This is a genomic window from uncultured Ramlibacter sp. (assembly GCF_936925435.1).
Classification (GTDB): domain Bacteria; phylum Pseudomonadota; class Gammaproteobacteria; order Burkholderiales; family Burkholderiaceae_C; genus Ramlibacter.
Genome location: NZ_CAKZHQ010000016.1, coordinates 1 through 26,055 on the forward strand (window position 1 = coordinate 1; position 26,055 = coordinate 26,055).

Consider the following 26,055-nt stretch of genomic DNA (forward strand, 5'->3'; position numbering starts at 1 on the left):
CTGTACTGACGCTCATGCACGAAAGCGTGGGGAGCAAACAGGATTAGATACCCTGGTAGTCCACGCCCTAAACGATGTCAACTGGTTGTTGGGTCTTCACTGACTCAGTAACGAAGCTAACGCGTGAAGTTGACCGCCTGGGGAGTACGGCCGCAAGGTTGAAACTCAAAGGAATTGACGGGGACCCGCACAAGCGGTGGATGATGTGGTTTAATTCGATGCAACGCGAAAAACCTTACCCACCTTTGACATGTACGGAATTTGCCAGAGATGGCTTAGTGCTCGAAAGAGAACCGTAACACAGGTGCTGCATGGCTGTCGTCAGCTCGTGTCGTGAGATGTTGGGTTAAGTCCCGCAACGAGCGCAACCCTTGTCATTAGTTGCTACATTTAGTTGGGCACTCTAATGAGACTGCCGGTGACAAACCGGAGGAAGGTGGGGATGACGTCAAGTCCTCATGGCCCTTATAGGTGGGGCTACACACGTCATACAATGGCCGGTACAAAGGGCTGCCAACCCGCGAGGGGGAGCTAATCCCATAAAACCGGTCGTAGTCCGGATCGCAGTCTGCAACTCGACTGCGTGAAGTCGGAATCGCTAGTAATCGTGGATCAGAATGTCACGGTGAATACGTTCCCGGGTCTTGTACACACCGCCCGTCACACCATGGGAGCGGGTTCTGCCAGAAGTAGTTAGCCTAACCGCAAGGAGGGCGATTACCACGGCAGGGTTCGTGACTGGGGTGAAGTCGTAACAAGGTAGCCGTATCGGAAGGTGCGGCTGGATCACCTCCTTTCTGGAAACTGCAATCTAATTTAAACGCCCACACTTATCGGTTGTTGGAAGGATGTCGCCGACGACTCAGGTTCGCGCCTGGTCTTAAGCGACCGGCTCGGGTCTGTAGCTCAGTTGGTTAGAGCACCGTCTTGATAAGGCGGGGGTCGGTGGTTCGAGACCACCCAGACCCACCATTCCTCCTATCCAATCCTGGGGGATTAGCTCAGCTGGGAGAGCACCTGCTTTGCAAGCAGGGGGTCGTCGGTTCGATCCCGTCATCCTCCACCAACCTTTCTGGCAATTTTGTAGTTCAACACCAAAGCGGCTTCGATATCGAAAGATCTTGAGGCTCCTTTGTTGTTGATCGGTATCTATCGATCAATCGGCTGTTCTTTAACAATTCATAGAGTCGAATCAGCGTTGTTGGCGGAAACTGCACATTCGTAAAGGTTTCGTGCAGACCGTGCCGCCAGCAACATGAATTTTTGATTGCGTCAAATATGAACTTCAATTTCGAGTCAAATCGATTTTTTGAAGTACGGCATAACGCGCCAGGTGAAAGACCTGGCGATTCCTTGATTGACTTTGCTTCTCGTGAGAGGCGTCAAAGTTATAGGGTCAAGTGAATAAGAGCATATGGTGGATGCCTTGGCGATTACAGGCGACGAAGGACGTGATAGCCTGCGATAAGCTTCGGGGAGCTGGCAAATAAGCTTTGATCCGGAGATTTCCGAATGGGGAAACCCACCCTTAGGGGTATCGCATGATGAATACATAGTCATGCGAGGCGAACCGGGTGAACTGAAACATCTCAGTAGCTCGAGGAAAAGACATCAACCGAGATTCCGAAAGTAGTGGCGAGCGAAATCGGAACAGCCTGTTAGTGATAGCACAAGACATAACGGAACACTTTGGAAAGAGTGGCCATAGCGGGTGATAGCCCCGTACGTGAAATGACCTGTGTGGTACTGAGCTAACGACAAGTAGGGCGGGACACGTGTAATCCTGTCTGAATATGGGGGGACCATCCTCCAAGGCTAAATACTCGTAATCGACCGATAGTGAACTAGTACCGTGAGGGAAAGGCGAAAAGAACCCCGGGAGGGGAGTGAAATAGATCCTGAAACCGTATGCTTACAAAAAGTAGGAGCCCGCAAGGGTGACTGCGTACCTTTTGTATAATGGGTCAGCGACTTACATTCAGTGGCAAGCTTAACCGAATAGGGAAGGCGTAGGGAAACCGAGTCCGAATAGGGCGTCCAGTCGCTGGGTGTAGACCCGAAACCAAGTGATCTATCCATGGCCAGGATGAAGGTGCCGTAACAGGTACTGGAGGTCCGAACCGACTAGTGTTGCAAAACTAGCGGATGAGCTGTGGATAGGGGTGAAAGGCTAAACAAACTTGGAAATAGCTGGTTCTCTCCGAAAACTATTTAGGTAGTGCCTCAAGTATTACCATCGGGGGTAGAGCACTGTTTTGGCTAGGGGGTCATGGCGACTTACCAAACCAAGGCAAACTCCGAATACCGATGAGTACAGCTTGGGAGACAGAGCACCGGGTGCTAACGTCCGGACTCAAGAGGGAAACAACCCAGACCGCCAGCTAAGGTCCCTAAAATTGGCTAAGTGGGAAACGAAGTGGGAAGGCTAAAACAGTCAGGATGTTGGCTTAGAAGCAGCCATCATTTAAAGAAAGCGTAATAGCTCACTGATCGAGTCGTCCTGCGCGGAAGATGTAACGGGGCTAAGCCAGTTACCGAAGCTGCGGATTTGCAATTTATTGCAAGTGGTAGGAGAGCGTTCTGTAAGCCTGTGAAGGTGCGTTGTAAAGCGTGCTGGAGGTATCAGAAGTGCGAATGCTGACATGAGTAGCGTTAAAGGGGGTGAAAAGCCCCCTCGCCGTAAGCGCAAGGTTTTCTACGCAACGTTCATCGGCGTAGAGTGAGTCGGCCCCTAAGGCGAGGCAGAGATGCGTAGCTGATGGGAAACAGGTCAATATTCCTGTACCGATGTGTAGTGCGATGTGGGGACGGAGAAGGTTAACTCAGCAGACTGTTGGACGTGTCTGTTCAAGCCTGTAGTCGTGCCTGGTAGGTAAATCCGCCGGGCTTAGATGAGGGGTGATAACGAGGGTGCTTGCACCCGAAGTGAGTGATACCCTGCTTCCAGGAAAAGCCACTAAGCTTCAGCTACACACGACCGTACCGCAAACCGACACTGGTGCGCGAGATGAGTATTCTAAGGCGCTTGAGAGAACTCAGGAGAAGGAACTCGGCAAATTGACACCGTAACTTCGGAAGAAGGTGTGCCTTTAGTAGGTGAAGGGATTTACTCCTGGAGCCCAATGAGGTTGCAAAAAATCGGTGGCTGCGACTGTTTAATAAAAACACAGCACTCTGCAAACACGAAAGTGGACGTATAGGGTGTGACGCCTGCCCGGTGCTGGAAGATTAAATGATGGGGTGCAAGCTCTTGATTGAAGTCCCAGTAAACGGCGGCCGTAACTATAACGGTCCTAAGGTAGCGAAATTCCTTGTCGGGTAAGTTCCGACCTGCACGAATGGCGTAACGATGGCCACACTGTCTCCTCCTGAGACTCAGCGAAGTTGAAATGTTTGTGATGATGCAATCTCCCCGCGGAAAGACGGAAAGACCCCATGAACCTTTACTGTAGCTTTGTATTGGACTTTGAACAGATCTGTGTAGGATAGGTGGGAGGCTTTGAAGCAGGGTCGCTAGATCTTGTGGAGCCAACGTTGAAATACCACCCTGGTGTGTTTGAGGTTCTAACCTAGGCCCGTTATCCGGGTCGGGGACAGTGCATGGTAGGCAGTTTGACTGGGGCGGTCTCCTCCCAAAGCGTAACGGAGGAGTTCGAAGGTACGCTAGTTACGGTCGGACATCGTGACGATAGTGCAATGGCATAAGCGTGCTTAACTGCGAGACTGACAAGTCGAGCAGATGCGAAAGCAGGACATAGTGATCCGGTGGTTCTGTATGGAAGGGCCATCGCTCAACGGATAAAAGGTACTCTGGGGATAACAGGCTGATACCGCCCAAGAGTTCATATCGACGGCGGTGTTTGGCACCTCGATGTCGGCTCATCTCATCCTGGGGCTGTAGCCGGTCCCAAGGGTATGGCTGTTCGCCATTTAAAGAGGTACGTGAGCTGGGTTTAAAACGTCGTGAGACAGTTTGGTCCCTATCTTCCGTGGGCGCTGCAGATTTGAGGAAGCCTGCTCCTAGTACGAGAGGACCGGAGTGGACACACCTCTGGTGTATCGGTTGTCACGCCAGTGGCATTGCCGAGTAGCTAAGTGTGGAAGAGATAACCGCTGAAAGCATCTAAGCGGGAAACTCGTTTCAAGATGAGATCTGCCGGGGCCTTGAGCCCCCTAAAGAGTCGTTCAAGACCAGGACGTTGATAGGTCAGGTGTGGAAGCGCAGTAATGCGTTAAGCTAACTGATACTAATTGCTCGTGCGGCTTGACCCTATAACTTTGATCAGTCTGATCAAGGTGTTATGCCAAGTTGACGCATTCAAAATTGCTAAAAGCTGATTCCAAACTCTATGAATTCGTTGTCTTGACTTCGTCAAGATGACACCAAGTTATGCCTGATGACCATAGCGAGTTGGTCCCACTCCTTCCCATCCCGAACAGGACAGTGAAACGACTCAGCGCCGATGATAGTGCGGGTTCCCGTGTGAAAGTAGGACATCGTCAGGCTCTTACAGCCTCAAAAGCCCCAGCAGAAATGCTGGGGCTTTTGTCTTTGGGGAATCCAAAACCGATGTGGTTCAAACGTCGATGATGGTCATGCCTTCGCGCCTGGCCGCGCCAGCCCGGACCAGTTCATCGACCAACTTTGTGGTCCACTCCTCAATCGGCTGCGCAGCGAACCACCGTTGATGCACCAGGCCGAAATAGGGCGTCGTTTCGGTCCATCGATTGAAGTCGGTCAGGCTCAGTTGCCGCAACTCAAGCAACTTGAACTTCAATAGCACCTTGGCTGCATGCGTCGCATGCTTCTCAGGATCGCGCACAAAGCCATCAAGGCGCCGGCGCGCATTCGCCAGCGCATCGGAGACGTCGCTGAACACCTGGCCGTGGCCAGGAATCACGATCGCAGCGGCCAATCCCTCAATCAGATCCAGTGTCTCCGCCACTTCGTCGAAAGCGTGCATGCCCTCCAGTTCCTGGAACACCACACCAAAACCGTTTCGCCAGAGCGCATCAGCGGAAATCAGGATGCGATCGCGAGGCTCGAACAGCACGACGGAGTGTTGATCGTGCCCGGGCGCAGCATGAATTTGCCATGACCGACCACCCAGCAGCATTTCACTGCCGGGCTTCAACACGCCGGAGATCTGAAAAGCAGGACATTGCTGGCCGGTCGGCTCGTAGGTTAGGGCAACAGGGTCCCAATTCCTGACGTTGGCCTCCTGCCCGGGGGGAATCAGGGTGCGAAGTTGCGGGTGATGGCGCTGCAATGCCGCGTTGCCACCGCAATGGTCGCTGTGCAGATGCGTATTGAGTAAAAAATCCAGGGGCCGTGCTTGCAAAAGGCCGTCCACAAGCGCGAGCGTCTGCCCGGAATGCGTGCAATAGCCGCTGTCCACCAGCGCTGTCTGCTGCCCGTCTTGCAAAAAGATGTTGTTTGCCGACAGCCAGCCCCGCTCCAGAACGGAGATCCCGCGTGGAAGTGCGATCGTGGCGCTCATGCGAAGACGGCGCCGGCGGGCGCCACCTGCCTATTTGCCGGCGCGAAGCTCGCGCCGCAAAATTTTGCCGACATTGGTTTTGGGCAAGTCGTCGCGAAACTCGATGTGTTTGGGCATCTTGTAGCCGGTGAGGTTCTGCCGGCAGTAGGCCGCCAGATCCTCTTCAGTCAGCGTCGGGTCGCTCTTGACCACAAAAACCTTGATGGCCTCGCCCTGCTTCTCGTCGGGAATGCCGATCGCGGCGCATTCCACCACGCCGGCGCAAAGCGAAATGACGTTTTCCAGCTCGTTCGGAAAGACGTTAAAGCCGCTGACCAGGATCATGTCCTTCTTGCGATCGACGATGCGCGTGAATCCGCGCTCGTCCATGATGCCGATGTCGCCGGTGCGCATGAAGCCATCGGAAGTGAAGGCCTGCTTGTTCTCTTCCGGTTGTTGGTAGTAGCCCGTCATCACGTTGGGCCCCCGGATGCAGATCTCGCCCGACGCGCCCTGGCGCAGGCTGGCGCCATCGTCGTCCTTGATCGCGATGTCGATGCCCGGCAGGGGCAGGCCGATCGTGCCGGAGAACTCCTTGCTCAGAATTGGGTTGTTGGTACCGATCGCGCAGGTCTCGCTCATGCCCCAGCCTTCCACCATGGGGCAGCCGGTCACCTCCTGCCAATGGCGCGCAGTGCCTTCCGACGCCGCCATCCCCCCGGCCTGCGAGACGCACAGCTGGGAAAAGTCCACGCTCTTGAACTGCGGATGCTGCAGCAGGGCGTTGAACAACGTGTTGACCGCAGGCAGCATGTGGAAAGGCCGGCGCTTGAGAACCTCGATGAACTTGCCGAAGTCGCGCGGGTTCGGGATCAGTGTCAAATGCGAGCCCCAGCGGATCGCAAGCAACGACAGGGTCAACGCGAAGATGTGGTACAGCGGCAGCGCGGCGATGCTGTTGGTCTTGCTGACGTCGCCCACCCGCTTGAGCGCCGGCGTGAACCAGGCTTCAGCCTGCAGGATGGCGGCGACGATGTTGCGATGGGTCAGCACCGCGCCCTTGGACAGGCCGGTCGTGCCGCCTGTGTATTGGAGGAAGGCCACCGAGTCCAGCGTTTGCGCCGTGGGCTTTAAACTCATGGCCCGGCCTGCGCTCACCGCCTGGTTGAACGGCGTCACGGTCCGGCCTCCGGTCAGCGGCAGCTTGTAAGCCGGCACCATTTTGGCCAGATGTCGCACTGCAAAGGTGATCCAGTGGCCGAACCAGAAACCCAGCAGATCGCCCATCGAGGCCATGACCACGTGCTTGACAGGCGTCCTCTCGATCACCTCCTCCAGCGTCTTGGCGAAGTTCTCAAGGATGACGATGGTGGTAGCGCCAGAGTCTTTGAGCTGGTGCTCGAGTTCGCGCGCGGTGTACAGCGGATTGACGTTCACACAGGTGTACCCGGCGCGCAGCACCGCGGCCATGGTGACGGCAAACTGCGGAATATTGGGCAGCATGATCGCCACCCGGGCGCCTGGCTCCAGCCCCTGGGCCTGCAGCCAGGCGCCCAGTGCGGCGGAGAGCTGGTCCAGCTCTGCGTACTGCATCCAGCGCTCCATGCAGACAGAAAACGGCCGCGAGGCGTTTTTGCGGAAGGACTCCTCCAGCAGATGTGTCAGTGAGCGGTATTGCTCCGGCTCGATTTCGTGGGGAACACCTGCCGGATAGCTCTTGAGCCAGTACTTGTCCATGCGCAACTCCTTGTGTCCGGGATTGTCGCGGCAGGACCGGGCGGCCTGTTACCGGGCTTGTCCTAGGAGATGCTGCAGTTGCGTCTCGCAGGCGACAAGGTCCGCGTCGAACAGATTGGCGATCAAGGAGGACTCGCGCTGCGCAATGCTGCCCAGAAAGGTCTCCACGCCATTGGGCTGCCTGGCCATGGCGGCGAAGGTGTCGAAGCCGTTTTCCAGGAAGCGCTGCAGCGACCCCATGCCTGCCGCTGCGGCCGGTCCGCGCATCATCCGCAGCATGGTGCGCAGACCCGGTGCACGCGTCAGGCGCGCCAGCTGGCGACCGACATCGACCACCACGGCCAGTTGCGCCTGGCGCTCGGCACTGCGTCCTACCGCGCGCCAGGCTGCGATGTAGCGTGGCACGGTTGCCGGATCCTGCGCCCCGCCGGCGAGCCAGGCTGCCGCCATCGCCTGGTCCAGGTCTTCCGTCAGTGCATGCAAGCGGGCCAGGGCCACGGCCGTGTCGGCGGCCTGGGCGGGAAACAGCTTGCCGATGGTGCCGGCAATTCGCCCGAACTGCGCATCGCGCTCCTCGTAGTCCCTGTCGCCGTACAGTTCTTCGAGAAAGAAGCGCGCCGGCGCGGCATAGGCGCTGCTGGCCAGCAAGTCCGCATACGTGCCGGCAAAGCGCGCGGCCTGCAGGCGTTTGATCTCGCCCACGGCTTGCCCGAGCGCGGGCGAGTCCAGTGCGGCCTGGCGCAGCAGCGCGACCGATGCGATGGCCTCACGGATGGTTCTGGCGGCTTCCATGCAAACCACTAGTCTATCTAGGCGGCACCCTCTACGGGCTGTTCCCATGTGCGTGCGATAGTTGGCTGATGCACAGAAGACGCTGGCTTCAACTGGGCGCCGTGTCCGCTACGGCCCTGGCTGTGGGCGGCGGCATGCTGGCCACGCTGGGGCCGGGCCTGGATGGCGAGCGGCTGTCCACGTCCGCACGCATGGTGTTCGGCGGTGTGGGGCGTGCCATGCTCGATGGTATGCTTCCGTCGCAGGAGCCGGCGCGCCAGACCGCCATCGCCGGCTTGTTGGAACGCGCGGACGGCCTGGTGGCGGGCCTGCCGCCACACGCACAAACCGAGTTGTCGCAATTGCTCACCTTGCTGGCCAGCGGCGTGGGCCGGCGCACGCTGGCCGGCCTGGCCGACAACTGGGACGCAGCGTCCTTGTCCGACATCCAGGCCGCGCTGCAATCCATGCGCTTGTCCAGAATCAGCCTGCGCCAGCAGGCCTACCAGGCGCTGCACGACATCGTCGGCAGCGCTTACTTTTCCGACGCCTCGACCTGGAGCCTGCTGGGTTATCCGGGCCCGCTGAAGATCTGACCCGTGAGCGGCTTGCCCGACCCGATTCGCGAAGGCCTGCAGCGCGGCTGGAAAGTGCTGGGTGGTCCGCGCGGCCCAGCGCCGCCGCGCATCGTCTGCGACGTCGCCATCATCGGTTCCGGCGCCGGTGGCGGGATCACGGCCGAACTGCTGACGCGCGCAGGCCTCAAGGTCGTCATCGTGGAGGAGGGGCCGCTTCTGAGCAGCAGCGACTTCAAACAGCAGGAGGCGCAAGCCTATCCCGCGCTCTACCAGGAGAGCGCTGCGCGCAAGACTGAAGACAAGGCCATCAACATCCTGCAGGGCCGGCTGCGTCGGTGGCTCCACCACGGTCAACTGGACCAGTTCGTTCCGTACCCCGGCGAGCACGCTGGCCCATTGGCGCCAGCATTTCGGCTTGGCCGATTACGGCAGCGAGGCCCTGGCACCGTACTTCGCCCAGGCCGAGCGCCGGCTCCACATCACGCCCTGGCTGCTGCCCCCCAATGAGAACAACGAGCTGCTGCGGCGCGGGGCCGCCAAGCTGGACATCGCGGCAGCCGCCATTTCGCGCAACGTCAAGGGCTGCTGGAACATCGGCTCCTGCGGCATGGGCTGCCCCACCAACGCCAAGCAGTCCATGCTGGTCACCACCTTGCCGGCGGCGCTGGACAAGGGCGCGATGCTGCTGACCGACACCCGGGCCGAGCGCTTCGAGCTGGCCAACGGCAAGATCGCCTCTCTGTTGTGTGTCCCGTCCAATCGGGCTCCAGCCCCCGGATCATCTGCTCATTCAGCTATCAAAATAGTAGCGTCTCACTATGTGCTGGCCGGCGGCGCCATCAATTCGCCTGCCGTGTTGTTGCGCTCGCAGGCGCCCGACCCGCATGGCCTGCTGGGCGCGCGGACCTTCCTGCACCCGGTGGTGATGTCGGCCGCGGTGATGGACCACAAGGTCGAAGGCTGGCAGGGCGCGCCGCAAACCATTTACTCCGACCACTTCCTGGAGACCCAGCCGGCAGACGGCGCTATCGGCTACAAGCTGGAGGCTCCGCCCCTGCATCCGGTCATCTTTGCATCCACGGTCAGTGGCATGGGACAAGCCTATGCCGACATGCTGCGCCAGTTCCCCAACACCCATGTCCTGCTGGCGCTGTTGCGCGACGGCTTCCATCCGCAGGCCGCCGGTGGCGCGGTCAAGCTGCGCGGCGATGGATCGCCTGCGCTGGACTATGCGCTGACCGATTTCGTCATGGACGGCGCGCGCCGCGCCCTCCTGAGCATGATGGAAATTCAGTTCGCCGCCGGTGCCAGGCAGGTGCTGCCGCTGCACGAGATGGCCCAGCCTTACACAGCCTGGGCGCAGGCGCGGCAAGCCGTCCAGGCCTTACCGATGAAGCCGCTGCTGACCAAGGTGGTCAGCGCCCATGTGATGGGCGGCTGTGCCATGGCGGGCCAGGAGCACCAGGGCGTGACACGGCCCGATGGCGTGCACTGGCAGATCACCAACCTGTCGGTCCATGACGGCTCGCTGTTTCCCACCAGCATCGGCGCCAACCCCCAGCTATCGGTCTACGGCATCAGCAACCGGCTGGCCCAGGGACTGGCCGGGCGCCTGGGCGGGCGCGATGTGATACTTGCCTGATGCAGCAGCACTCGGCGCTGGCGCGCCTCCAGAAAACCGTCACCTTCTGCCTGCTGGCCTGCGCGCTGGCCTGGCTGGCCTGGCATTGGTCCGCGTCCCCTGTGCTGGCGGTGGGGGGCAGCATGGCCATCCTCCTGGCGCACGCGCTGTTCCTGGCACTGGAATTCGTCGCGCTCTACTTTGTCAGCCGCCATGACAGCACACCGCCGCCGTCTGTTTTCGAACTGGCCAAAGCCTGGCTTGGCGAAGTGGCGGCGGCGCCGCTGGTGTTCTGCTGGCGCCAGCCGTTTCGCTGGAAGCAGGTGCCCGACCATCTGCAGGCGCCGGACCTGGCCGGGCGCCGCGGCGTGGTCTTCATCCATGGCTTTGTCTGCAACCGCGGCTTCTGGACGCCCTGGCTCCTGGCGCTGCGCCAGCGTGGCCATGCGTTCGTCGCAGTCAACCTGGAGCCCGTCTTCGGTTCGATCGACGACTACGCAGCCACCATCGACAAGGCGGTGCAGCAGGTGACGCAGGCCACCGGCATGGCGCCCATCCTGGTATGCCACAGCATGGGCGGGCTGGCCGCACGGGCCTGGCTGCGCACGCAAGGACAGCAGGCGCGCGTGGCCCACGTGATCACCATCGGCACGCCGCATCGCGGCACCTGGCTGGGGCGCTTCAGCCATTTGCCCAATGGCCGCCAGATGCGGCTGCAAAGCCAGTGGCTGGGCGAGCTGGGCCGCGGCGCCACGGCGGACCACCATGCCGGCTTCACCTGCTGGTATTCGAATTGCGACAACATCGTGTTTCCCACCTCCACGGCCACGTTGCCGGGCGCCGACAACAAGCTGGTGCACGGCGTCGCCCATGTCGACATGGCTTTTACGCCTGAAGTGATGTCCTGGTGCCTGGCCCGCATCGCCTCCTAGTAAGATAGGCGGGACCCCTCTCGGAGGGGACGGCGCAATGCGCGCCGGGATTGAACAAAGGACTTGATACATGGCCTTGATCGTCGTCATGGAAGACGATGCCGGCACACGGATGCTGATCTCGTCCGTTCTGAAAAAAGACGGTCACGAGGTGGTTGCCGCCGAGAACGGCGCCCTCGGGCTGGAGCTGGTCCAGACGCGCCACCCCGACCTGGTGATCAGCGACGTGCAGATGCCCGGTCTCAATGGCTTCCAGATGCTGTCTGCCCTGCGCCAGGACGCGGCCATCGCGGCCACGCCCGTCATCCTGCTGACCTCGCTGCAGGAGCGCGGCCACATGCGCCTGGGCATGAACACCGGCGCGGACGACTACATCACCAAGCCATTCCGGCCCGCCGAATTGCGCGAAGCCGCCGCCGCCCAGTTGAACAAGCGGGTGATGCAGGCCACGCTGCAGGGCATGGCGGTGGATGCCGCCGTGCAGGCCGCGCTGGAGGAGCAGAAACACCAGCTGGCCAAGCTCTATGAGCAGCGCCTGGCGACGGAGCTGAGCGACCGCTGGCCCTCGGTCGACGGCACCGAGGAGGACGAAAAGTTCGCCAGCGCCACCGTGCTGTTCGTCGACATTCCCAACTACGCAGGCGTTTCCGAGAAGCTCAATCCCACCGAGCTGACCGAGCTGGTCAAGAAGTTTTATGGCAGCGCCAACGACACGGTCCACCTGTTTGGCGCGCGCCACATCCAGTTCATCGGCGAAGGCCTGCTGGCGGTGTTCACCGACAACACCGACACCCAGACGGTCAACCACGCCCTGCGCGCCGCCCGCGCCGCCGTGGGCATGGTGGAGTCCTGCCGCGCCATCCACCAGTACCTGAACATCACCTACCCCGGGCGCCAGTTGCCGCGCTTCGAGGTCAATATCGCCTTGCATGCCGGGCCCGTCACCCTCACGACGCTGCACGATCCCCTGCATGGCCCGGGCTCCCAGGCCTTGCCGGTGGGTGATGCCGTGAGCGCGGCGATGCTGCTGCAAAAGCAGGCTCGGGTGCTGGGCTGGGCCGTCGTGGCCAGCATGGCTGCATTGCGCCTGGTCACTGGCGCCGTGCTCACCGGCCGCCGCGCACTGCTCGAACTGCCGGGCCGCTCCACCCCCATCGACGCCGCCGAACTCACAGGTCTGGCGCTATAAGGGCTGGCGCGGGCCATGCGGATGTTCTCCCTGCGCCGCATCCTGGCCGTGAGCCTGGTGCTGATGGCCACCGTGCCGGCGCTGTTGGTGGCCTGGTTGCTCACCCGCGGCAGCCTGCACGCTGCCGAAGAACTGGCCGGCACCATTTTGTCCACCGTTGCCGCGCGCGTGCAGTTGGGCACTGAGGTCCATCTGGGCGAGGCCCACAAGGCCTTGAATGGCCTGCTGCCCGAGTCGCCCGGACCTGGCGCGCTGGTGCTGGCGCGCAGCTTGCTCAACAAGCCGGCCACGATGGAGGCCATGGCGTTTGCGCTGACGCACCAGTCGCCCGACGTGCCCAACGTCTTCCTGGGCAACCGGCGCGGCGAATATTTCGGCGTGGACAACGCAGGCAGCGCCGGATCGATGGTGGTTGTCCGCGACCCTCTGGGCGCAGGCCGCAACACATTCCTGGCCAGCCAGCCCGGCGACCGCAGCCGGCCGATGCTGGCGGAGGACGCCAATTTCGAGCCGCGCACGCGGCATTGGTACCAGCTCGCGCTGGAGTCCAAGGGGCGGGTCTTCTCCGCCGTGCGGCCCGTGCCCGGCAAACCGCAGCTGTACTTGACGCTATCCCAGCCGGTGTACGACGAGGACGGCGGTGCCGCCGGCGTTTTCGGCGTGGACTTGTACCTCCAGCAACTGGCCGACCTGCTGCAAACCCAGAACATCAGCGCGCGAGGTGCTGCCTTCGTTGTCGACGAAGCAGGCCTGCTGGTGGCAAGCTCCGCCGGCGACGCGCTGCTCCGCGAGGTCAACGGCAAGAGCGTGCGGCGCAGCCCGGCCGAGAGCGCCAATGCCGCCATCCGCCAGAGCCATGCGGCGGTGCTGGCGGAGCGGGCCCATCGCAGCGCGGACTCGGTGGCCACCAAGACAACGCTGCGCCGGCTGCCGCTGCCCGGTGATGCCCTGCTGATGGTGCAGCGCCCCTTCGCCGAAGCGCTGGGCCTGCGCTGGACCCTGGTGGTCGCGGCGCCGGAAAGCGACTTCACAGCCGACATCCAGCGGGCCTGGAGGGTTTCTCTGGCGGCGATGGCGGGGCTGGTGCTGCTGGCGACGCTGGTAGCCTTCCTGGTTGCACATGGCCTGGGCCGCCGATTGCGTCGCCTCAGCGAGGCCGCCGAACAGCTGGGGCGCGGTGAGGTGCCGGTGATCGAGCACCGCACCCGCATCAGCGAGGTCCACCAGCTGTCGCGCGTGCTGCACGACAGCGCCGAGCAGTTGCGGGGCTTCCGCCACCAGGTCGACGCCGATGCCAAGGCCTTGCAGCGGGCCAACGAGACGCTGGAGGCGCGGGTCGAACAGCGCACGGCCCAGCTCGCCGCATCGCGCGAAGAGGCATTGACGGCGGCGCGCGCCAAGGCGGCCTTCCTGGCCACCATGAGCCACGAGATCCGTACGCCGCTCAATGGCGTTGTAGGCATGAGCACCCTGCTGGCCGAGACCAAGCTGGACGCCGAACAGCGTGACTATCTGCAGACCGTGCGCCTGTCCAGCGACCAGCTGCTGTCCGTCATCAACGACGTCCTGGATTTTTCCAAGATCGAGTCGGGCAAGCTGGACCTGGAAGCCGAGCCGGTGAGCGTGCGCGGCGCGGTCGAAGAGGCCTGCGACATCGCCGCTCCCCGCGCCCGTGAAAAGGGTCTGGAGTTGATCATCGACATCCCCGAGACGGGGCCGGGCGCCGTGCCGCAGGCCATCCGAGGCGACGTCACGCGGATGCGTCAGGTGCTGATCAACCTGATCAACAACGCCGTCAAGTTCACGGCCTCCGGCGAGGTGACCGTGCAGGCGCGCCAACTGGCGGCCGACGATGGCCAGGGCCGCTGCGTGATCGAGTTCCGTGTGACGGACTCGGGCATCGGCATCCCGGCCGATCGGCTGGGCACGCTGTTCGAGGCCTTCAACCAGGTCGACGCCTCCACCACCCGCAGGTACGGCGGCACCGGCCTGGGGTTGGCGATTTCCAAACGCCTGGTTGGCCTGATGGCCGGACAGATCGGCGTGGAGAGCGTGGCCGGCAAGGGCTCGACCTTCTGGTTCACCGTGGCGGCGCCGCAGACCGAGCTGGCACAGGCCTTCACCCCGGCCGACGTCGGCCTGCTCAAGGCCATCCGCACCCTGGTGGTGGACGACCATGCGACCAATGTCCGCATCCTGACGCGCCAGCTCCAGCTCTGGGGCATGGACGTGGCCAGCGCCGAGTCGGGCGCGCAGGCCCTGGAATGGCTGCAGCGCTCGCAGCAGCCGCCCGACATCATCGTCACCGACATGCACATGCCCGACATGGACGGCGTGTCCCTGGCCCGCACCATCAAGGCCAATCCCGCCTGGCGTGACATCCCGCTCATCCTGCTCAGCTCGGGCTTCATGCCCTCGGGCGACGAGAACGCCCAGCTGTTCCAGGCCCGCCTGCTCAAGCCGTCGCGGCAGAACCAGCTGTTCGAGACCATCCTGCGCTGCGTGACCGCCGAGGCGGCCCCCAGCAGCAAGACCGGCAGCCTGGTGACCGACGTGAAAAAGAACGTGACGGTGCTGGTGGCGGACGACAACGCGGTGAACCTCAAGGTCGCCTGCGCCATGCTGCTCAAACTCGGTTACGAAGTGCGCACGGCGGTGGACGGACGCGAGGCGGTGGAGGCGGTGGCCCGGGCCGCTGCCACGGGCCTGCGACTGGGCGCCATCCTGATGGACGTGAACATGCCCGACGTGGACGGCCTGCAGGCCACGCGCCAGATCCAGGCCGTCTGGGGCACGGCCGCGCCACCCATCATCGCGCTCACGGCCGCAGCCTCCACCGAGGACCGGGTGCGCTGCGAAGAAGCTGGCATGAACGACTACCTGACCAAGCCTTTGCAGGTCGCAGCCCTGGCGCAGACGCTGGAGAAATGGCTGGGAAACCAGGAGCCTGCGCCGCCGGGCGTGGCAGCGCCCGTGCCGGAAGCGCTGCTGATGGATTTCAGCCGGCTGCAGGAGTTCAGGGATTTCGACGACCAGGACCTGAGCATGACGCGCGAGGTCGTCGGGCTGTTCCTGGGCGATGCGCCCGCACGGCTGCAGGCCATGGAGGACGCGCTGGCCGCCGGCGATGCCCAGGCCCTGGCCCGTGCCGCCCATGCGCTCAAGGGCGCGGCCAGCAACATCGGCGCCATCGCCCTGCAGCAAACCTGCGGCCAGCTGGAAGACGATGCCAGGACGGCCATCCCCGCCGATGCGGTGCAGCGCCTGCTGCGACTGCGCGGTGAGTGGGAAAAAACCCGCTTGGCCCTCGTCAGCTGGTCTTGAGGCGCTCCTGATTTCATAGCAAAAGCGTTTCCCGTGAATTTTTCACAGGAAACGCGGAGCATATTCACTGCCTGCGCAGCGCTGCAGTTCCTAACCTTCAGGCATCACAAGGTTGGGGGATGAACATGGATGTCTTCGCTGGCGGTGGACCAGGCAACGCGTTGCCGGTGGACGCCAAAACTGGCTTGGGTTCGGGCATGGCCCTGCTACTGGACGAATTGGCCTATGGCATGGTTGTCGCCGGTGCCGACGGCCAGGTGCTGCATGCCAACCAGGCAGCACGGCATGAGCTGGGTCGCCGCCGGGTTCTGGCCCTGCAGGGCGCTGCCCTGCATGCCCGCACCGCCGACGATGGCCGCGTCCTGCTGGAGGCACTGGCCAAGGCCATCGAAGGCAAGCGCAGCCTGATCACCTTGACGGCGGCCGAAGGCCCTGGCCTGATGGTGGCCGTGCTGCCGTTGCGCGCCGAAGGGGGCCACCCGCCCCGTGTGGCAGTGATGTTTGCCCGCGCCTCGGTCTGCGACTCGCTGATGCTGTGCTTCTTCGCCCGTAGCCATGGCCTGACCGCCACCGAGGAAACGGTGCTGGGCGTCCTGTGCCAGGGCTATTCCGCGCCTCAGGTGGCGCTGCAGATGAAGGTGGCGGTGTCCACCATCCGCAGCCACGTGCGCAGTCTGTGCGCCAAGACGCGCTCCAGCGGCGTGCGCGAGCTGGTCAACCGGGTGGCGGTGCTGCCGCCGGTGGCACCGGCTTTCTGGCAAGAACCGCTGCATTGAGCCTTCGCGCAGCTGGTCCCGCGGCAACGCCTCTGCTAGAGTCCGCAGCTTCGGGAGAAGAACGCCATGAACATGCCCGGCCTGTCCGCCGCCCATGAAAAACTGATCGCAGCGCTGAACCCGCAGCTGCGCCCCCTGGCCCTGCGCGGCACCATCCGCAGCTACCGCAAGAACAGCGTCATCATCAATGAGGGTGAGATTGGCGAGTCGCTGTTCGTGCTGCTAGAGGGCAAGGTCAAGATCTACTCCAACGACGCCGACGGCCGCGAGATCACCTATAACGTGGTCGAGGCCGGCGATTACTTTGCCGAGATGTGGCTCGATGGTGGCCCGCGCTCGGCCTCGGTCATGACGCTCGAGCCCTGCGTCTGTTCCATCGTCAGCCGCACCGGCCTGCGCGAGCACCTGGCCGAGGAGCCGGAATTCGCGCTCGACCTGGTGGCCCAGGTGATCCGGCGGGCCCGCGCCGCCACCGAGACGGCACGCAACATGGCCTTGCTGGACGTCTATGGCCGGGTGATCGCCACGCTGGAGAGCCACAAGGGTCCGGCCAAGCCGGACGAGCCGGTCATCCTGACCCAGATCACCCACCAGAACATCGCCAGCCGCGTTGGCGCCTCGCGCGAGATGGTCAGCCGCCTGCTCAAGGACCTGGAAAAGGGTGGTTACATCGAGCTGGGCGTCAAGCGCATCACCCTGCTCAAGAAGCTGCCGGCGCGCTGGTAAACAAGAGGGAGGATGAGGGATGTACGCACGATATGGTTGCGTGTGCTTTGCCGTGCCGAAGCGGCTGATCAAGCACCTGGCGGAGCACGAGGACGATGCCAAGCACCGCGACAAGCTGCTGGGCCAGGTCCGGCATTCGGCCAAGCTGCGAGGGCGCCGTACGACGGCCACGCTGGCGGGCGCGGCGACCCAACCTTCGACCAAACCCCTGCAGCGCTCGGTTTTTGATGCGCAAGGTCTGACCTTCCTGCCGGGCAAGCTGCTGCGCGACGAGGACGACCCACCGACCAGGGACAAGGTGGCGGACCAAGCTTACGAGAACATCGGCGTGGCGCTGCAGTTTTTCTCCACCCTCTTCAAGCGCGACTCCATCGACAACAAGGGCATGCGGGTCGACGCCACGGTCCACTACGGCTACAGCTTCGTCAATGCGATGTGGACCGGCGAGCAGATGATCATTGGCGACGGAGACGGCAAGACTGTCACCGCCCTGGCTGGTTCGCTGGGCATCATCGCCCACGAGTTCTGCCATGGTGTCAGCCAGCATCTTGTGCCGGGCGGGCTGGGCGTGGTGAACCGGCCGCGCATGCCGCCCGTGCTCAAAGGGGAGGCCGGCGCGCTCAACGAGTCCTTCTCGGACGTCTTTGCCAGCATGATCAAGCAATGGCACGCCAAGGAAGACGTGACACAGGCGGACTGGCTGCTGGGTGACGACATCCTCAAGCCCAAGGCTGGCAAGGCCATCCGCTCGCTCAAGGACCCGGGTAACCAGAAGCTCACCTACGGCGCCGACGACCAGATCAAGGACTACAAGCGCTACAAGGCCACCGACGAATCGCACAAAGCCTCGGGCATCGCCAACCATGCCTTCTACCTGGCGGCGACGCGTCTGGGCGGCCATTCCTGGGAGACGCTGGGCCCGGTCTGGTTCAAGGGCTTCGACAAGCTGCGGGCCCGTTCCACCTTCCTGGACGCCGCCCACGCCACGCTGAGCGTTGCGGCGGCGCTACACGGCCAGGGTTCCAAGACCCACGACGCAGTCAAGGCGGCCTGGAAAAAGGTCAATGTCTTGGCTTGACTGGGCAGCGGCGTAACATCTTTCACCATGGAATGCCGCGCCTGTAACGCTGCCAATCCGGACGGCAACAGATTTTGCGAGAACTGCGGCGCAGGGCTTGCCAACAAATGCAAGTCCTGTGGCTATGACTGCAGCCCTTCTGCAAAATTTTGCGGCGGTTGCGGAACTGCGCTGAATTGGGCCCCTGCGCCCCCGGCACCTGCGCATCCCGGTGCCGTGATCACGGCACCCGCCTCCGGCTGGGGCGAACTCAAGCAGGCGACCGTGCTGTTTGCCGACATCGTCAGTTCCACCGAACAGATCGCCAGGCTCGATCCCGAGGAGGCGATGCAGCGCCTGAAGCCGGCCGTGCTGGTGATGTGCGAAGCGGTCGAGCGCTTCGGGGGCACGGTCATCCGGACCCTGGGCGATGGCGTGATGGCCCTGTTCGGTGTTCCCAAGGCGCTCGAAGGGCATGCCCGGCTTGCCTCGCAGGCCGCCCTGCACATGCAAAGCGTGTTCCAGAACCATCCGGAGCAACTGGCCATCCGGGTCGGCCTGCACTCGGGTCTGGTCGCTTCCGACCCTTACGCTTCCGACGTGGGCAAGGGCGGCGGCGCCCACGGCATGACCATCCACCTGGCAAGCCGCGTCATTGCGCTGGCGCAGCCGGGGGGCATCTGCCTGACGGAGGCTTGCCGCAGCCTGCTGGCACCAGCCTGTGAGGTGCAGCCACTGGGCGAGCAGATGCTCAAGGGCATCGCCAAACCGACACCGATTTTTTCCTTGACGGCCCTGCTCCCGATCGCATCCTCGTCCCTGGGGGAGCGGACCTGGGCGACGCACTTTCGCGGCCGGGACCGCCAGTTCGAACTGCTGAAGGATTCGCTGCGCCGCACCGAAGAGGGTGACACGCGTGTCGTTGCGATCACAGCGGAGCCGGGCTCTGGCAAGAGCCGCCTGTGCCACGAGTTCGGCAAATGGTGTCGCGAGCAAGGCATTCCCGTTTGCGAAGTCGGCGTGCAGTTGTATGGGCACGCGACGCCGTTGCAGCCGGTGCTGGAGTTGCTGCGGGCCTTCTATTTTGGCCTGTCCGAGTCGGACGACGCGGAGGCGTCCCGGGCCGATATCGCTGCCGTCCTGCGCAAGCTGCCCTGCTCCGACGCGGAGATCGAGCTGGTCTGCGAGTTCATGGGTCTGGGCCTGGCCGGTCAGCAGCCCTTGCTGGTCAACCCGCGCGACAGGCACCGGCAGCTGTTGCACGTCTTCTGGCGGCTGGTGCGCTCCGACCCGGAAGCGTCGGCGGTGCTGCTGATCGAGGATCTGCACTGGCTGGACGAGTCCAGCGAAGAATTCATCGCCACCTTGGTCGAAGCCGTGGCCGGCACACGCACCTTTGTGGTTCTCAATTACCGGCCTTCATACCAGCCGGCCTGGGCCAAGGCGGCGCACTATGTGCCGATCTACCTGACCGAGCTTGGCCAGTCCGACATGGACGTGCTGGTGGCTGAACTGGTCGGCCACGCGGCGCATTTTGCCGACGTGCGCAGGTTGATCGCCGGGCGTAGCGGTGGCAACCCCTTCTTTGCCGAGGAGTTGTCGCGTTCGCTTCTGGACAGCGGCGTGCTCGATCCCGGCTCCGAGCTGGACCTGGTGGCAATCGAAAGCGCGATGCCGGTGACCGTGCAGGCCGTGATCGCGGCCAGGGTCGACAGCGTGGGCGAGCCGGAAAAGACACTGCTGCAGATGTGCGCCATCATCGGCAAGGACATTCCGCTGGCCGTGCTGGAGAACGTGGCTTCGCCGCTGGCAGCGGTCATCGAGCGCGGCTTGGCCGGCTTGTGCGGGGCGGGGCTGATCGTCCAGCAATCGTCGGGCGGACGCCGGCATTTCACCTTCAGGCATCCGCTGATCCAGGAAGTCGCCTATGGGGCGCAGTTGAAGGTGCGGCGCCAGGTGCTGCATGCGGCGGTGGCCCAGTCGATGGAGTCGTACTACCGCAGCCAGTTGGACGAATATGCCGGCTTGATCGCCTACCACTATGAAGCCGCCAAACGCCCGGTGGAAGCTGCGACGCACACGGCGCGGGCTGCGCGCTGGGTGGGAGCGACCGATCCTTCCCGCGGCATCAAGCTCTGGTACCGCGTGCGCAAACTGCTGGATTCCGAAGCGCGTTCGCCCACGGTGGACAGCCTGCGCGCCCTGGCCGGCGGGCGCATCGTCTACCTGGGTTGGCGCGAGGGTCTGGGCCTGGAGGAGGTGGAGGGCATCATCGAGGATGCCGTCGCCCTGGCAAGCCAGGCCGACACGCGGCTCGTGCAACTTCTGCTGTTTGCGCATGGCCGCCTGTTGCAGTCCAGCGGCGGCCCGGCCGATGGTTTCGTGGCCAGCCTGCTCAAGGCGATCTCCATGTCGGACGGGCCGGCGGATGAAGGCCGGTCGGCGACCTTGAACCTGGCACTGAGCCATGCCTACGCCTGGGCCGGCCGGCTCCCGGAAGGCCTGGCGGCCAACGACATCGCGCTGCAGAACCTGCACAAGATCGATGCTTTCGACCGTGACTTCATCGGCTTTGGCGTGGAGCAATGGGCTTTCGGCATTCGCGTCCGGTTGTTGAACCGCATGGGACGGTTCGCCGAATCGGAAGAGTATCTGGCGCGGATGTCGCAGCTGTCGCAGGATGCCAGTGACCCCTTGATGCGGCAGATCGCCCACCATGCAATCGTTGACCTGGCCTGGTGCAAAGGCGATGGGCGGCGGGCCCTGGAGCACAGTCGCGAGGTCTCGGCCATCGCGCGTGACCACGACACCAGTTATTCCAAAATCTTCGCCCTGTCCTGCCTGGGCCTGGCCCAGCTGACGGCCGGCCACCACGCCGAAGCGCGTGCCAGTCTTGCGCGCGGCCTGCAGATGATGCGTGAGTTGCAGGTTGCCGTGGATTTCGAGGCGGAGTTTCTCGCCGGGCTGGCGGAGGCCGAACTTGGCGCCAGACGCTACGCGCAGGCGATCGAGTTAGGCACCGAAGCGGTCGGCGTCGCGTTGCAACGCTCTAACCGGATCGCCCAATGCCGTGCCCTGATCGTTCAGGCCACCGCCCTGGCCTCGCAGGATCCACCCCAAGCCGTCCAGGCCCGCGAGGCCCTTGCCCAGGCCGAGGCCCTGGTGGCGCTCAGCGGCGCCAGTGTTTTTGCCGACCGGCTGGCGGCAGCCCGCAGTCTGCTGCACAGGACGCCCTCTAGCGACTGCGTCTGACCAGCAGCGTGTACTCGCCCAGGCCGTAGCCGGCCAGCAACTCGACCTGCCCACCCAGAGCTTCTTCGCAGAACGCGATCCAGGGCTGGGGCTGCGCGCGGAACAGGGCGCTGGACTGCGCCATGTGGGCCGGCCAGGGTGCCAGCAGGTTGAAGGCCAGTCCATGCCGTGAAGTCTCAAACAGCTGGCGCAAACAGTCTTCGATGTGGCGGATCCAGCGGGCCTGGCCACAGCGCAGTTTGACGTTGAAGACACCACTGGCCACTGTGTAGTCCGCGGTGCGCGGGCTGGTGTGGCCTGCGGCAAAGGCTGCGTCCGGGTGGAGCCGCCGTGCCGCCTCCACCATCGTCGGCGAGAGGTCGATTCCGAGATAGTCGATCTTTGCCGTCGTGGACGGCGCGCCGCCCAGGTGGCGCAACAGCTCGCCATAGCCGCAGCCGAAGTCGTTCAAGGAAAATTTTTTGCGCGCCGGCTCGCAGATGCGCAGGAGCTGGGCGAAGCGCAGATGCTGGCTGCTCGCGCAAGACCAGTCGACGCCGCGCGGCGTAGGGCCGTGGGCGTCGAGCTGGTCGGTGTAATAGCGGCCGATCTGCCCGCGCAAGGCTTGGGCTTGCCGCGGCGCAGCCTCGCCGGCGCGCGCCGCGGCCGCCATTTACTTCTTCGTGGCGGGCTTGGCCTTGCTCTTGGCCGCTGCCTTGGCCGTGTTGGCGGCCTTTGCTGCCTTCACCGGCTGCATCGGCAGGGAGATGGTCAGGTAGTCCTGTTCCAGGTAGTGGATCGGACGGCTCTTGTCGAAAATCTTGACCTGGGCGTTTTCCTTGTCGCCGCGCATGTCGTGCGACGTGAAATACACCGGCAGAGGCGTCTTGGAGGCCAGGTTCTTGACCAGGGCGCTGACGATGGCGACGTCGCCATTCTGGCCGCGCACGTTGGAGTCATGCTTGGCCAGCGCACCGACCAGGTCGTACCAGCGGTTCTTGACGTCGTGGTTCCAGGCGCTCAGGTTCAGTGCCGTGACGCTGGTACGGAAGGAGCGGCCCTTCTTGAACAGCTTGAATTCGGTCTGGAGCTCAATCATCTCCCGGATGCCGCCATGGTTTGCCGCGCCCTTTTGCGTCGGAGCAAACCGGACGTTCAGTTCATCCAGCATGCTGCCGATGTAGATATCGTGTTCCTGCATAAACCAGCCCATGGCGTCCTCCAAAAGTTGTCAAACAAAATGCAGGGGCAGTGTAACGGAGCGTAATCGCCGCGACAACCACACAACAGAGGATGTCAGAGCAACGGTGTGTCAGGCGGCGGCTGGTGCGGCGGACAGTTCGTCTAGCGTCTTGACCCGTGCATACACCGGCGTGAAGTCCGGCGCGGTCTTGTCGAACAGCTCCTGGAAGCTGTCGATGACGAAATAGGTCTGTTGGTAGCTGTCGATCTTGTAGCGCGTGCGCATCACCCGCTCGATGTCCAGCGGCAGGCGCTGCGGCTCGGGGCTTGCGATGGCGTGCTGCAACTCGCCCGGCGAGCTGAGGATGCCGGCGCCATAGGCGCGAAAGCCGTCCTTCTGGCGGATCAGGCCGAACTCCACCGTGTACCAGTACAGGCGCGAGAGCAGCTCGCAGGCGCCCAGGCCGTGCGCCTTCAGTCCGCCCTTGCCGTAGGCCTGCATGTGGTCGGCAAACACCGGGTCGAACAGCAGGGGCACATGGCCGAACAGGTCGTGGAAGACGTCCGGCTCGACGATGTAGTCGAATTCCTCCGGCTTGCGGATCCAGTCGGTCACCGGAAACTTGCGGTTGGCCAACAGGCTGAAAAACGGCACTTCCGGGATCAGGCCGGGCACGGTGACGATCTCCCAGCGCGTGGCCTGGTACAGGCGCTGGTTGATCTCGTCGAAGTGCGGGATGCGGTCTTTCACGCCCAGCGAGGGCAGGGCGGCGATGAAGGCGTCACAGGCGCGCCCGGGCAGCAGGGCGGCCTGGCGCTCGTACAGGCGGCGGTAGGTGGCGTGGTCGGCCGGCGTGTAGCTGGCGTAATCCTGCGGGCAGGTGTAGTCGGCGCCGGCGCGGCTGTAGTCGCCGCGCGGCGGCCGCTCGCTGGCGCCATAGACAACGGGCTCGACCGCCATGGCTCAGGCCTTTTTGGTATCGAGCACGCCGCGGCGGATCTGGTCGAGCTCCATGGTCTCGAACAAGGCCTTGAAGTTGCCTTCGCCAAAACCCTCGTTGCCCTTGCGCTGGATGAACTCGAAGAAGATCGGGCCCAGCTGGTTCTCGCTGAAGATCTGCAGCAGCAGGTCGCCCGGCTTGCCGTCGACCAGGATGTTGCGCGACTGCAGGGCGCCGATGTCCTCGCCCAGGCCGGGGATGCGCTTGGGCAGCAGCTCGTAGTAGGTCTCGCTGGTGTTGAGCAGCTTGACGCCGCTCATTTGCAAGGCATCGACCGTGTCGTACAGATTGGTCGAGCCCATGGCGATGTGCTGGATGCCCTCGCCCTGGTAGCGGTCTAGGTACTCCTGGATCTGGCCGGACTTCTCGTTGCCTTCCTCGTTGATCGGGATGCGGATCTTGCCGCAGGGGCTGGTCATGGCCTTGCTCTTGACGCCGGTGGCCTGGCCCTCGATGTCGAAGTAGCGCACCTCGCGGAAGTTGAACAGCCGCTCATAGAAGCCCGACCACTCGGCCATGCGGCCGCGGTGCACGTTGTGCGTCAGGTGGTCGATGTAGGTCAGGCCGTGGCCGGCCGGATTCAGCTCGGCGCCGGGCAGGGGCTCGAAGTCGACGTCGAAAAAGCCGATGTTGCCGATGTCGCCTTCCTTCGCGCCGTTCTTGCCACGCCACTTGTCGATGAAATAGATGATGGAGTCGCCGATGCCCTTGATGGCCGGGATGTTCAGTTCGCCGGGTGCCGCAGTGTTGGCGTAACCCCAGGCGCCCAGGGCGATGGCGCGCTCGTAGGCGGCCTTGGCGTCCTTCACGCGGAAGGCGATGGCGCAGACGCTGGGGCCGTGCAGGCGGGCAAAGCGCTGGGCAAAGCTGTCCGGTTCGGCGTTGATGATGAAGTTGATGCCGCCCTGGCGGTACAGGGTCACGGCCTTGTGGCGGTGTTTGGCGATCGGCTTGAAGCCCATGCGCTCGAACAGCTCGCCCATGGCTTTTGGGTCCGGCGCGGCGTATTCGATGAACTCGAAGCCGTCGGTCCCCATCGGGTTGTCCCAGCCGGAAAACTGTTGGCTGGCTTGTGCGGGCAGGGCTGCGTTCATGTGGACTCCGAAAGAGGTGCGGGAATGGACGCACTGTAAGCCGCAGGCCGCTCATTTTTATGCCGAATTCGGGCTTGATTTGGCCAAGCGGCGCAATAAAATTGCGAAATGAGCGAACTGCAAGCACTCGACAAGCTGGACAAGGCCATCCTGCGCCGCCTGCAGGCCAATGGCCGCGAAACCTACGACGTGGTGGGCGAGCAGGTCGGCCTGTCCTCCAGCGCCGTGCTGCGCCGGGTCAAGCGGCTGGAGGAGGCCGGTGTCATCGACCGTTATGTCGCCCTGGTGCGGCCCGAGGCGGTTGGCCTGGGCCTGACGGCCTACCTCAACGTGCGGCTGGAAAAGCACACCGAGAGCCACAAGCGCAATCCCATGGACCTGTTTCGCGCCAGCGTGCAGACCTGGCCCGAGGTGGCCGAATGCGCGGCCCTCACCGGCGAGATGGACTACCTGCTGCGGGTGGTGGTGCAGGACATGGCCCACTACAGCCGCTTCATCATGGACACCCTGCTCAAGCACCCCAGCGTGCAGGACTGCAAGACCAGCTTTGTGCTGGACCGGGTCAAGGCCACCACGGCCGTACCGGTGTAAGCCCCCTGTTTGCACGGCTGATTAGCCTGTGAAATTGCGCCAAAGCCCTTAAATTCAGACCATGGCCCCCTTGCAAGACCTCCGGCCGAACTCCATGGCCGTGCCCATCCGATCACTCGGGCCGGGCCACCGCGAGCGCATCGCCAGGCACCTGCTGGCGCTGGACGGGCAGGACCGCTACCTGCGCTTTGGCTATGCCGCCAATGACGAACAGATCCGCCGTTACACCGATGGCCTGGACTTCGAGCGCGACGACATCTTCGGCATCTACAACCGCAATCTGGAACTGCTGGCCATGGCCCACCTGGCGTTCTCGCGCGACCCCCAGGCCTCGGCCTGCGCCGAGTTCGGCGTCTCGGTGCTGGCCAAGGCGCGTGGGCGCGGCTATGGCGCGCGCCTGTTCGACCGCGCCGTCATGCATGCGCGCAACGAGGGGGTGGACCTGCTGTTCATCCATGCACTGAGCGAGAACACCGCCATGCTCAAGATCGCGCGCAACGCCGGCGCCACGCTCGAGCGCGCGGGCTCCGAGACGGAGGCCCACCTGCGGCTGCCGCCGGCCACCCTGGACAGCCGGGTCAGCGCCCTGGTCGAGGAGCAGATCGCCAAGACCGACTACCGGCTCAAGTCCCAGGCCAAGAGCTTCTGGGAGTTCCTGGCCGGCCTGCAGGAAGTGCGGCAGGGCGTGCGCGAAGGCCGCCACAAGTCCGGCGGCTGAGCGCCGGCGCCGGCCCTGCGGGCCAGCGCGTCACCTGTTTGGGCTAT

17 protein-coding genes, 2 tRNA genes, 3 rRNA genes and 2 pseudogenes are annotated in these 26,055 nt (G+C 63.4%); 17 read left to right on the top strand and 7 right to left on the bottom strand.

The window, feature by feature from the left end; genetic code table 11:
* From Q0632_RS08725 to rrf, 5 genes are all read left to right on the top strand, one after another.
* Positions 1–797, top strand: a 16S ribosomal RNA gene (locus Q0632_RS08725); the annotation flags it as partial.
* A gap of 98 nt (positions 798–895) precedes the next feature.
* Positions 896–972: transfer RNA gene (locus Q0632_RS08730), tRNA-Ile, on the top strand.
* Positions 973–990: 18 nt separating this feature from the next.
* Positions 991–1,066 (top strand) — tRNA-Ala (locus tag Q0632_RS08735).
* Between the two features lie 328 nt (positions 1,067–1,394).
* Positions 1,395–4,272: ribosomal RNA gene (locus Q0632_RS08740) — 23S ribosomal RNA — on the top strand.
* A gap of 121 nt (positions 4,273–4,393) precedes the next feature.
* Positions 4,394–4,506, top strand: a 5S ribosomal RNA gene (rrf, locus tag Q0632_RS08745).
* A gap of 71 nt (positions 4,507–4,577) precedes the next feature.
* Here the strand turns inward: rrf and Q0632_RS08750 are convergent.
* The 3 genes from Q0632_RS08750 to Q0632_RS08760 are packed head-to-tail and all read right to left on the bottom strand — an operon-like array spanning position 4,578 to position 8,009.
* Positions 4,578–5,501: an MBL fold metallo-hydrolase gene (locus Q0632_RS08750; RefSeq protein ID WP_298927404.1), complete on the bottom strand. Its 924-nt coding sequence runs from the start codon at positions 5,499–5,501 to the stop codon at positions 4,578–4,580.
* Between the two features lie 30 nt (positions 5,502–5,531).
* Positions 5,532–7,217, bottom strand: a complete 1,686-nt coding sequence (locus tag Q0632_RS08755) for an AMP-binding protein (protein ID WP_298927407.1) — start codon at positions 7,215–7,217, stop codon at positions 5,532–5,534.
* 48 nt (positions 7,218–7,265) lie between these two features.
* Complete coding sequence (locus Q0632_RS08760) at positions 7,266–8,009, bottom strand: hypothetical protein (protein ID WP_298927410.1); 744 nt, start codon at positions 8,007–8,009, stop codon at positions 7,266–7,268.
* A 68-nt stretch (positions 8,010–8,077) separates the two neighbouring features.
* Between Q0632_RS08760 and Q0632_RS08765 the strand changes: the two genes are divergently transcribed.
* The 10 genes and pseudogenes from Q0632_RS08765 (at position 8,078) to Q0632_RS08805 (ending at position 21,443) form a co-directional block, all read left to right on the top strand.
* The gene (locus tag Q0632_RS08765) at positions 8,078–8,584 is read left to right on the top strand and encodes a hypothetical protein (protein WP_298927413.1); all 507 of its coding nucleotides are present in this window, start codon (positions 8,078–8,080) and stop codon (positions 8,582–8,584) included.
* A 3-nt stretch (positions 8,585–8,587) separates the two neighbouring features.
* Positions 8,588–10,208: pseudogene (locus Q0632_RS08770) on the top strand (GMC family oxidoreductase N-terminal domain-containing protein).
* Positions 10,208–11,119, top strand: a complete 912-nt coding sequence (locus tag Q0632_RS08775; RefSeq protein WP_298927416.1) for an alpha/beta fold hydrolase — start codon at positions 10,208–10,210, stop codon at positions 11,117–11,119. The pseudogene Q0632_RS08770 and the gene Q0632_RS08775 overlap by 1 nt, the downstream one beginning before the upstream one ends.
* A 70-nt stretch (positions 11,120–11,189) precedes the next feature.
* Positions 11,190–12,308 carry a response regulator gene (locus Q0632_RS08780; protein WP_298927419.1) on the top strand — a complete coding sequence of 373 codons (1,119 nt, stop codon included), beginning with the start codon at positions 11,190–11,192 and terminating at the stop codon, positions 12,306–12,308.
* A 15-nt stretch (positions 12,309–12,323) separates the two neighbouring features.
* A complete protein-coding gene (locus Q0632_RS08785; protein ID WP_298927422.1) occupies positions 12,324–15,632 on the top strand; it encodes a response regulator in 3,309 nt (1,102 codons plus the stop codon).
* A 125-nt stretch (positions 15,633–15,757) separates the two neighbouring features.
* A complete protein-coding gene (locus tag Q0632_RS08790) occupies positions 15,758–16,408 on the top strand; it encodes a LuxR C-terminal-related transcriptional regulator (protein WP_298927425.1) in 651 nt (216 codons plus the stop codon).
* 66 nt (positions 16,409–16,474) lie between these two features.
* Positions 16,475–17,134, top strand: a complete 660-nt coding sequence (locus tag Q0632_RS08795; protein ID WP_298927428.1) for a Crp/Fnr family transcriptional regulator — start codon at positions 16,475–16,477, stop codon at positions 17,132–17,134.
* Between the two features lie 19 nt (positions 17,135–17,153).
* On the top strand, positions 17,154–18,212 hold the full coding sequence (locus Q0632_RS08800; RefSeq protein ID WP_298927431.1) for a M4 family metallopeptidase: 1,059 nt from the start codon (positions 17,154–17,156) through the stop codon (positions 18,210–18,212).
* Between the two features lie 27 nt (positions 18,213–18,239).
* Positions 18,240–18,365: pseudogene (locus tag Q0632_RS22350) on the top strand (zinc ribbon domain-containing protein); the annotation flags it as partial.
* 63 nt (positions 18,366–18,428) lie between these two features.
* Positions 18,429–21,443, top strand: a complete 3,015-nt coding sequence (locus Q0632_RS08805; RefSeq protein WP_298927436.1) for an adenylate/guanylate cyclase domain-containing protein — start codon at positions 18,429–18,431, stop codon at positions 21,441–21,443.
* On the opposite strand, the gene Q0632_RS08810 is transcribed toward Q0632_RS08805, so the two are convergent.
* The 4 genes from Q0632_RS08810 to hppD form a co-directional block, all read right to left on the bottom strand.
* Positions 21,427–22,095, bottom strand: a complete 669-nt coding sequence (locus Q0632_RS08810; RefSeq protein WP_298927439.1) for a trans-aconitate 2-methyltransferase — start codon at positions 22,093–22,095, stop codon at positions 21,427–21,429. The two genes, Q0632_RS08805 and Q0632_RS08810, sit on opposite strands and share 17 nt — an antisense overlap.
* Positions 22,096–22,635: a hypothetical protein gene (locus Q0632_RS08815; RefSeq protein WP_298927445.1), complete on the bottom strand. Its 540-nt coding sequence runs from the start codon at positions 22,633–22,635 to the stop codon at positions 22,096–22,098.
* A 99-nt stretch (positions 22,636–22,734) separates the two neighbouring features.
* On the bottom strand, positions 22,735–23,565 hold the full coding sequence (gene phhA, locus Q0632_RS08820) for a phenylalanine 4-monooxygenase (RefSeq protein ID WP_298927448.1): 831 nt from the start codon (positions 23,563–23,565) through the stop codon (positions 22,735–22,737).
* A 3-nt stretch (positions 23,566–23,568) separates the two neighbouring features.
* Positions 23,569–24,699: a 4-hydroxyphenylpyruvate dioxygenase gene (gene hppD / locus Q0632_RS08825; protein ID WP_298927451.1), complete on the bottom strand. Its 1,131-nt coding sequence runs from the start codon at positions 24,697–24,699 to the stop codon at positions 23,569–23,571.
* Between the two features lie 108 nt (positions 24,700–24,807).
* Here hppD and Q0632_RS08830 point away from each other — a divergent pair, with 108 nt between their 5' ends.
* Both Q0632_RS08830 and Q0632_RS08835 read left to right on the top strand, forming a co-directional pair.
* Positions 24,808–25,290: an Lrp/AsnC family transcriptional regulator gene (locus Q0632_RS08830; RefSeq protein ID WP_298927453.1), complete on the top strand. Its 483-nt coding sequence runs from the start codon at positions 24,808–24,810 to the stop codon at positions 25,288–25,290.
* A gap of 61 nt (positions 25,291–25,351) precedes the next feature.
* Positions 25,352–26,008, top strand: a complete 657-nt coding sequence (locus Q0632_RS08835) for a GNAT family N-acetyltransferase (RefSeq protein WP_298927455.1) — start codon at positions 25,352–25,354, stop codon at positions 26,006–26,008.
* Positions 26,009–26,055: the final 47 nt, after the last annotated feature.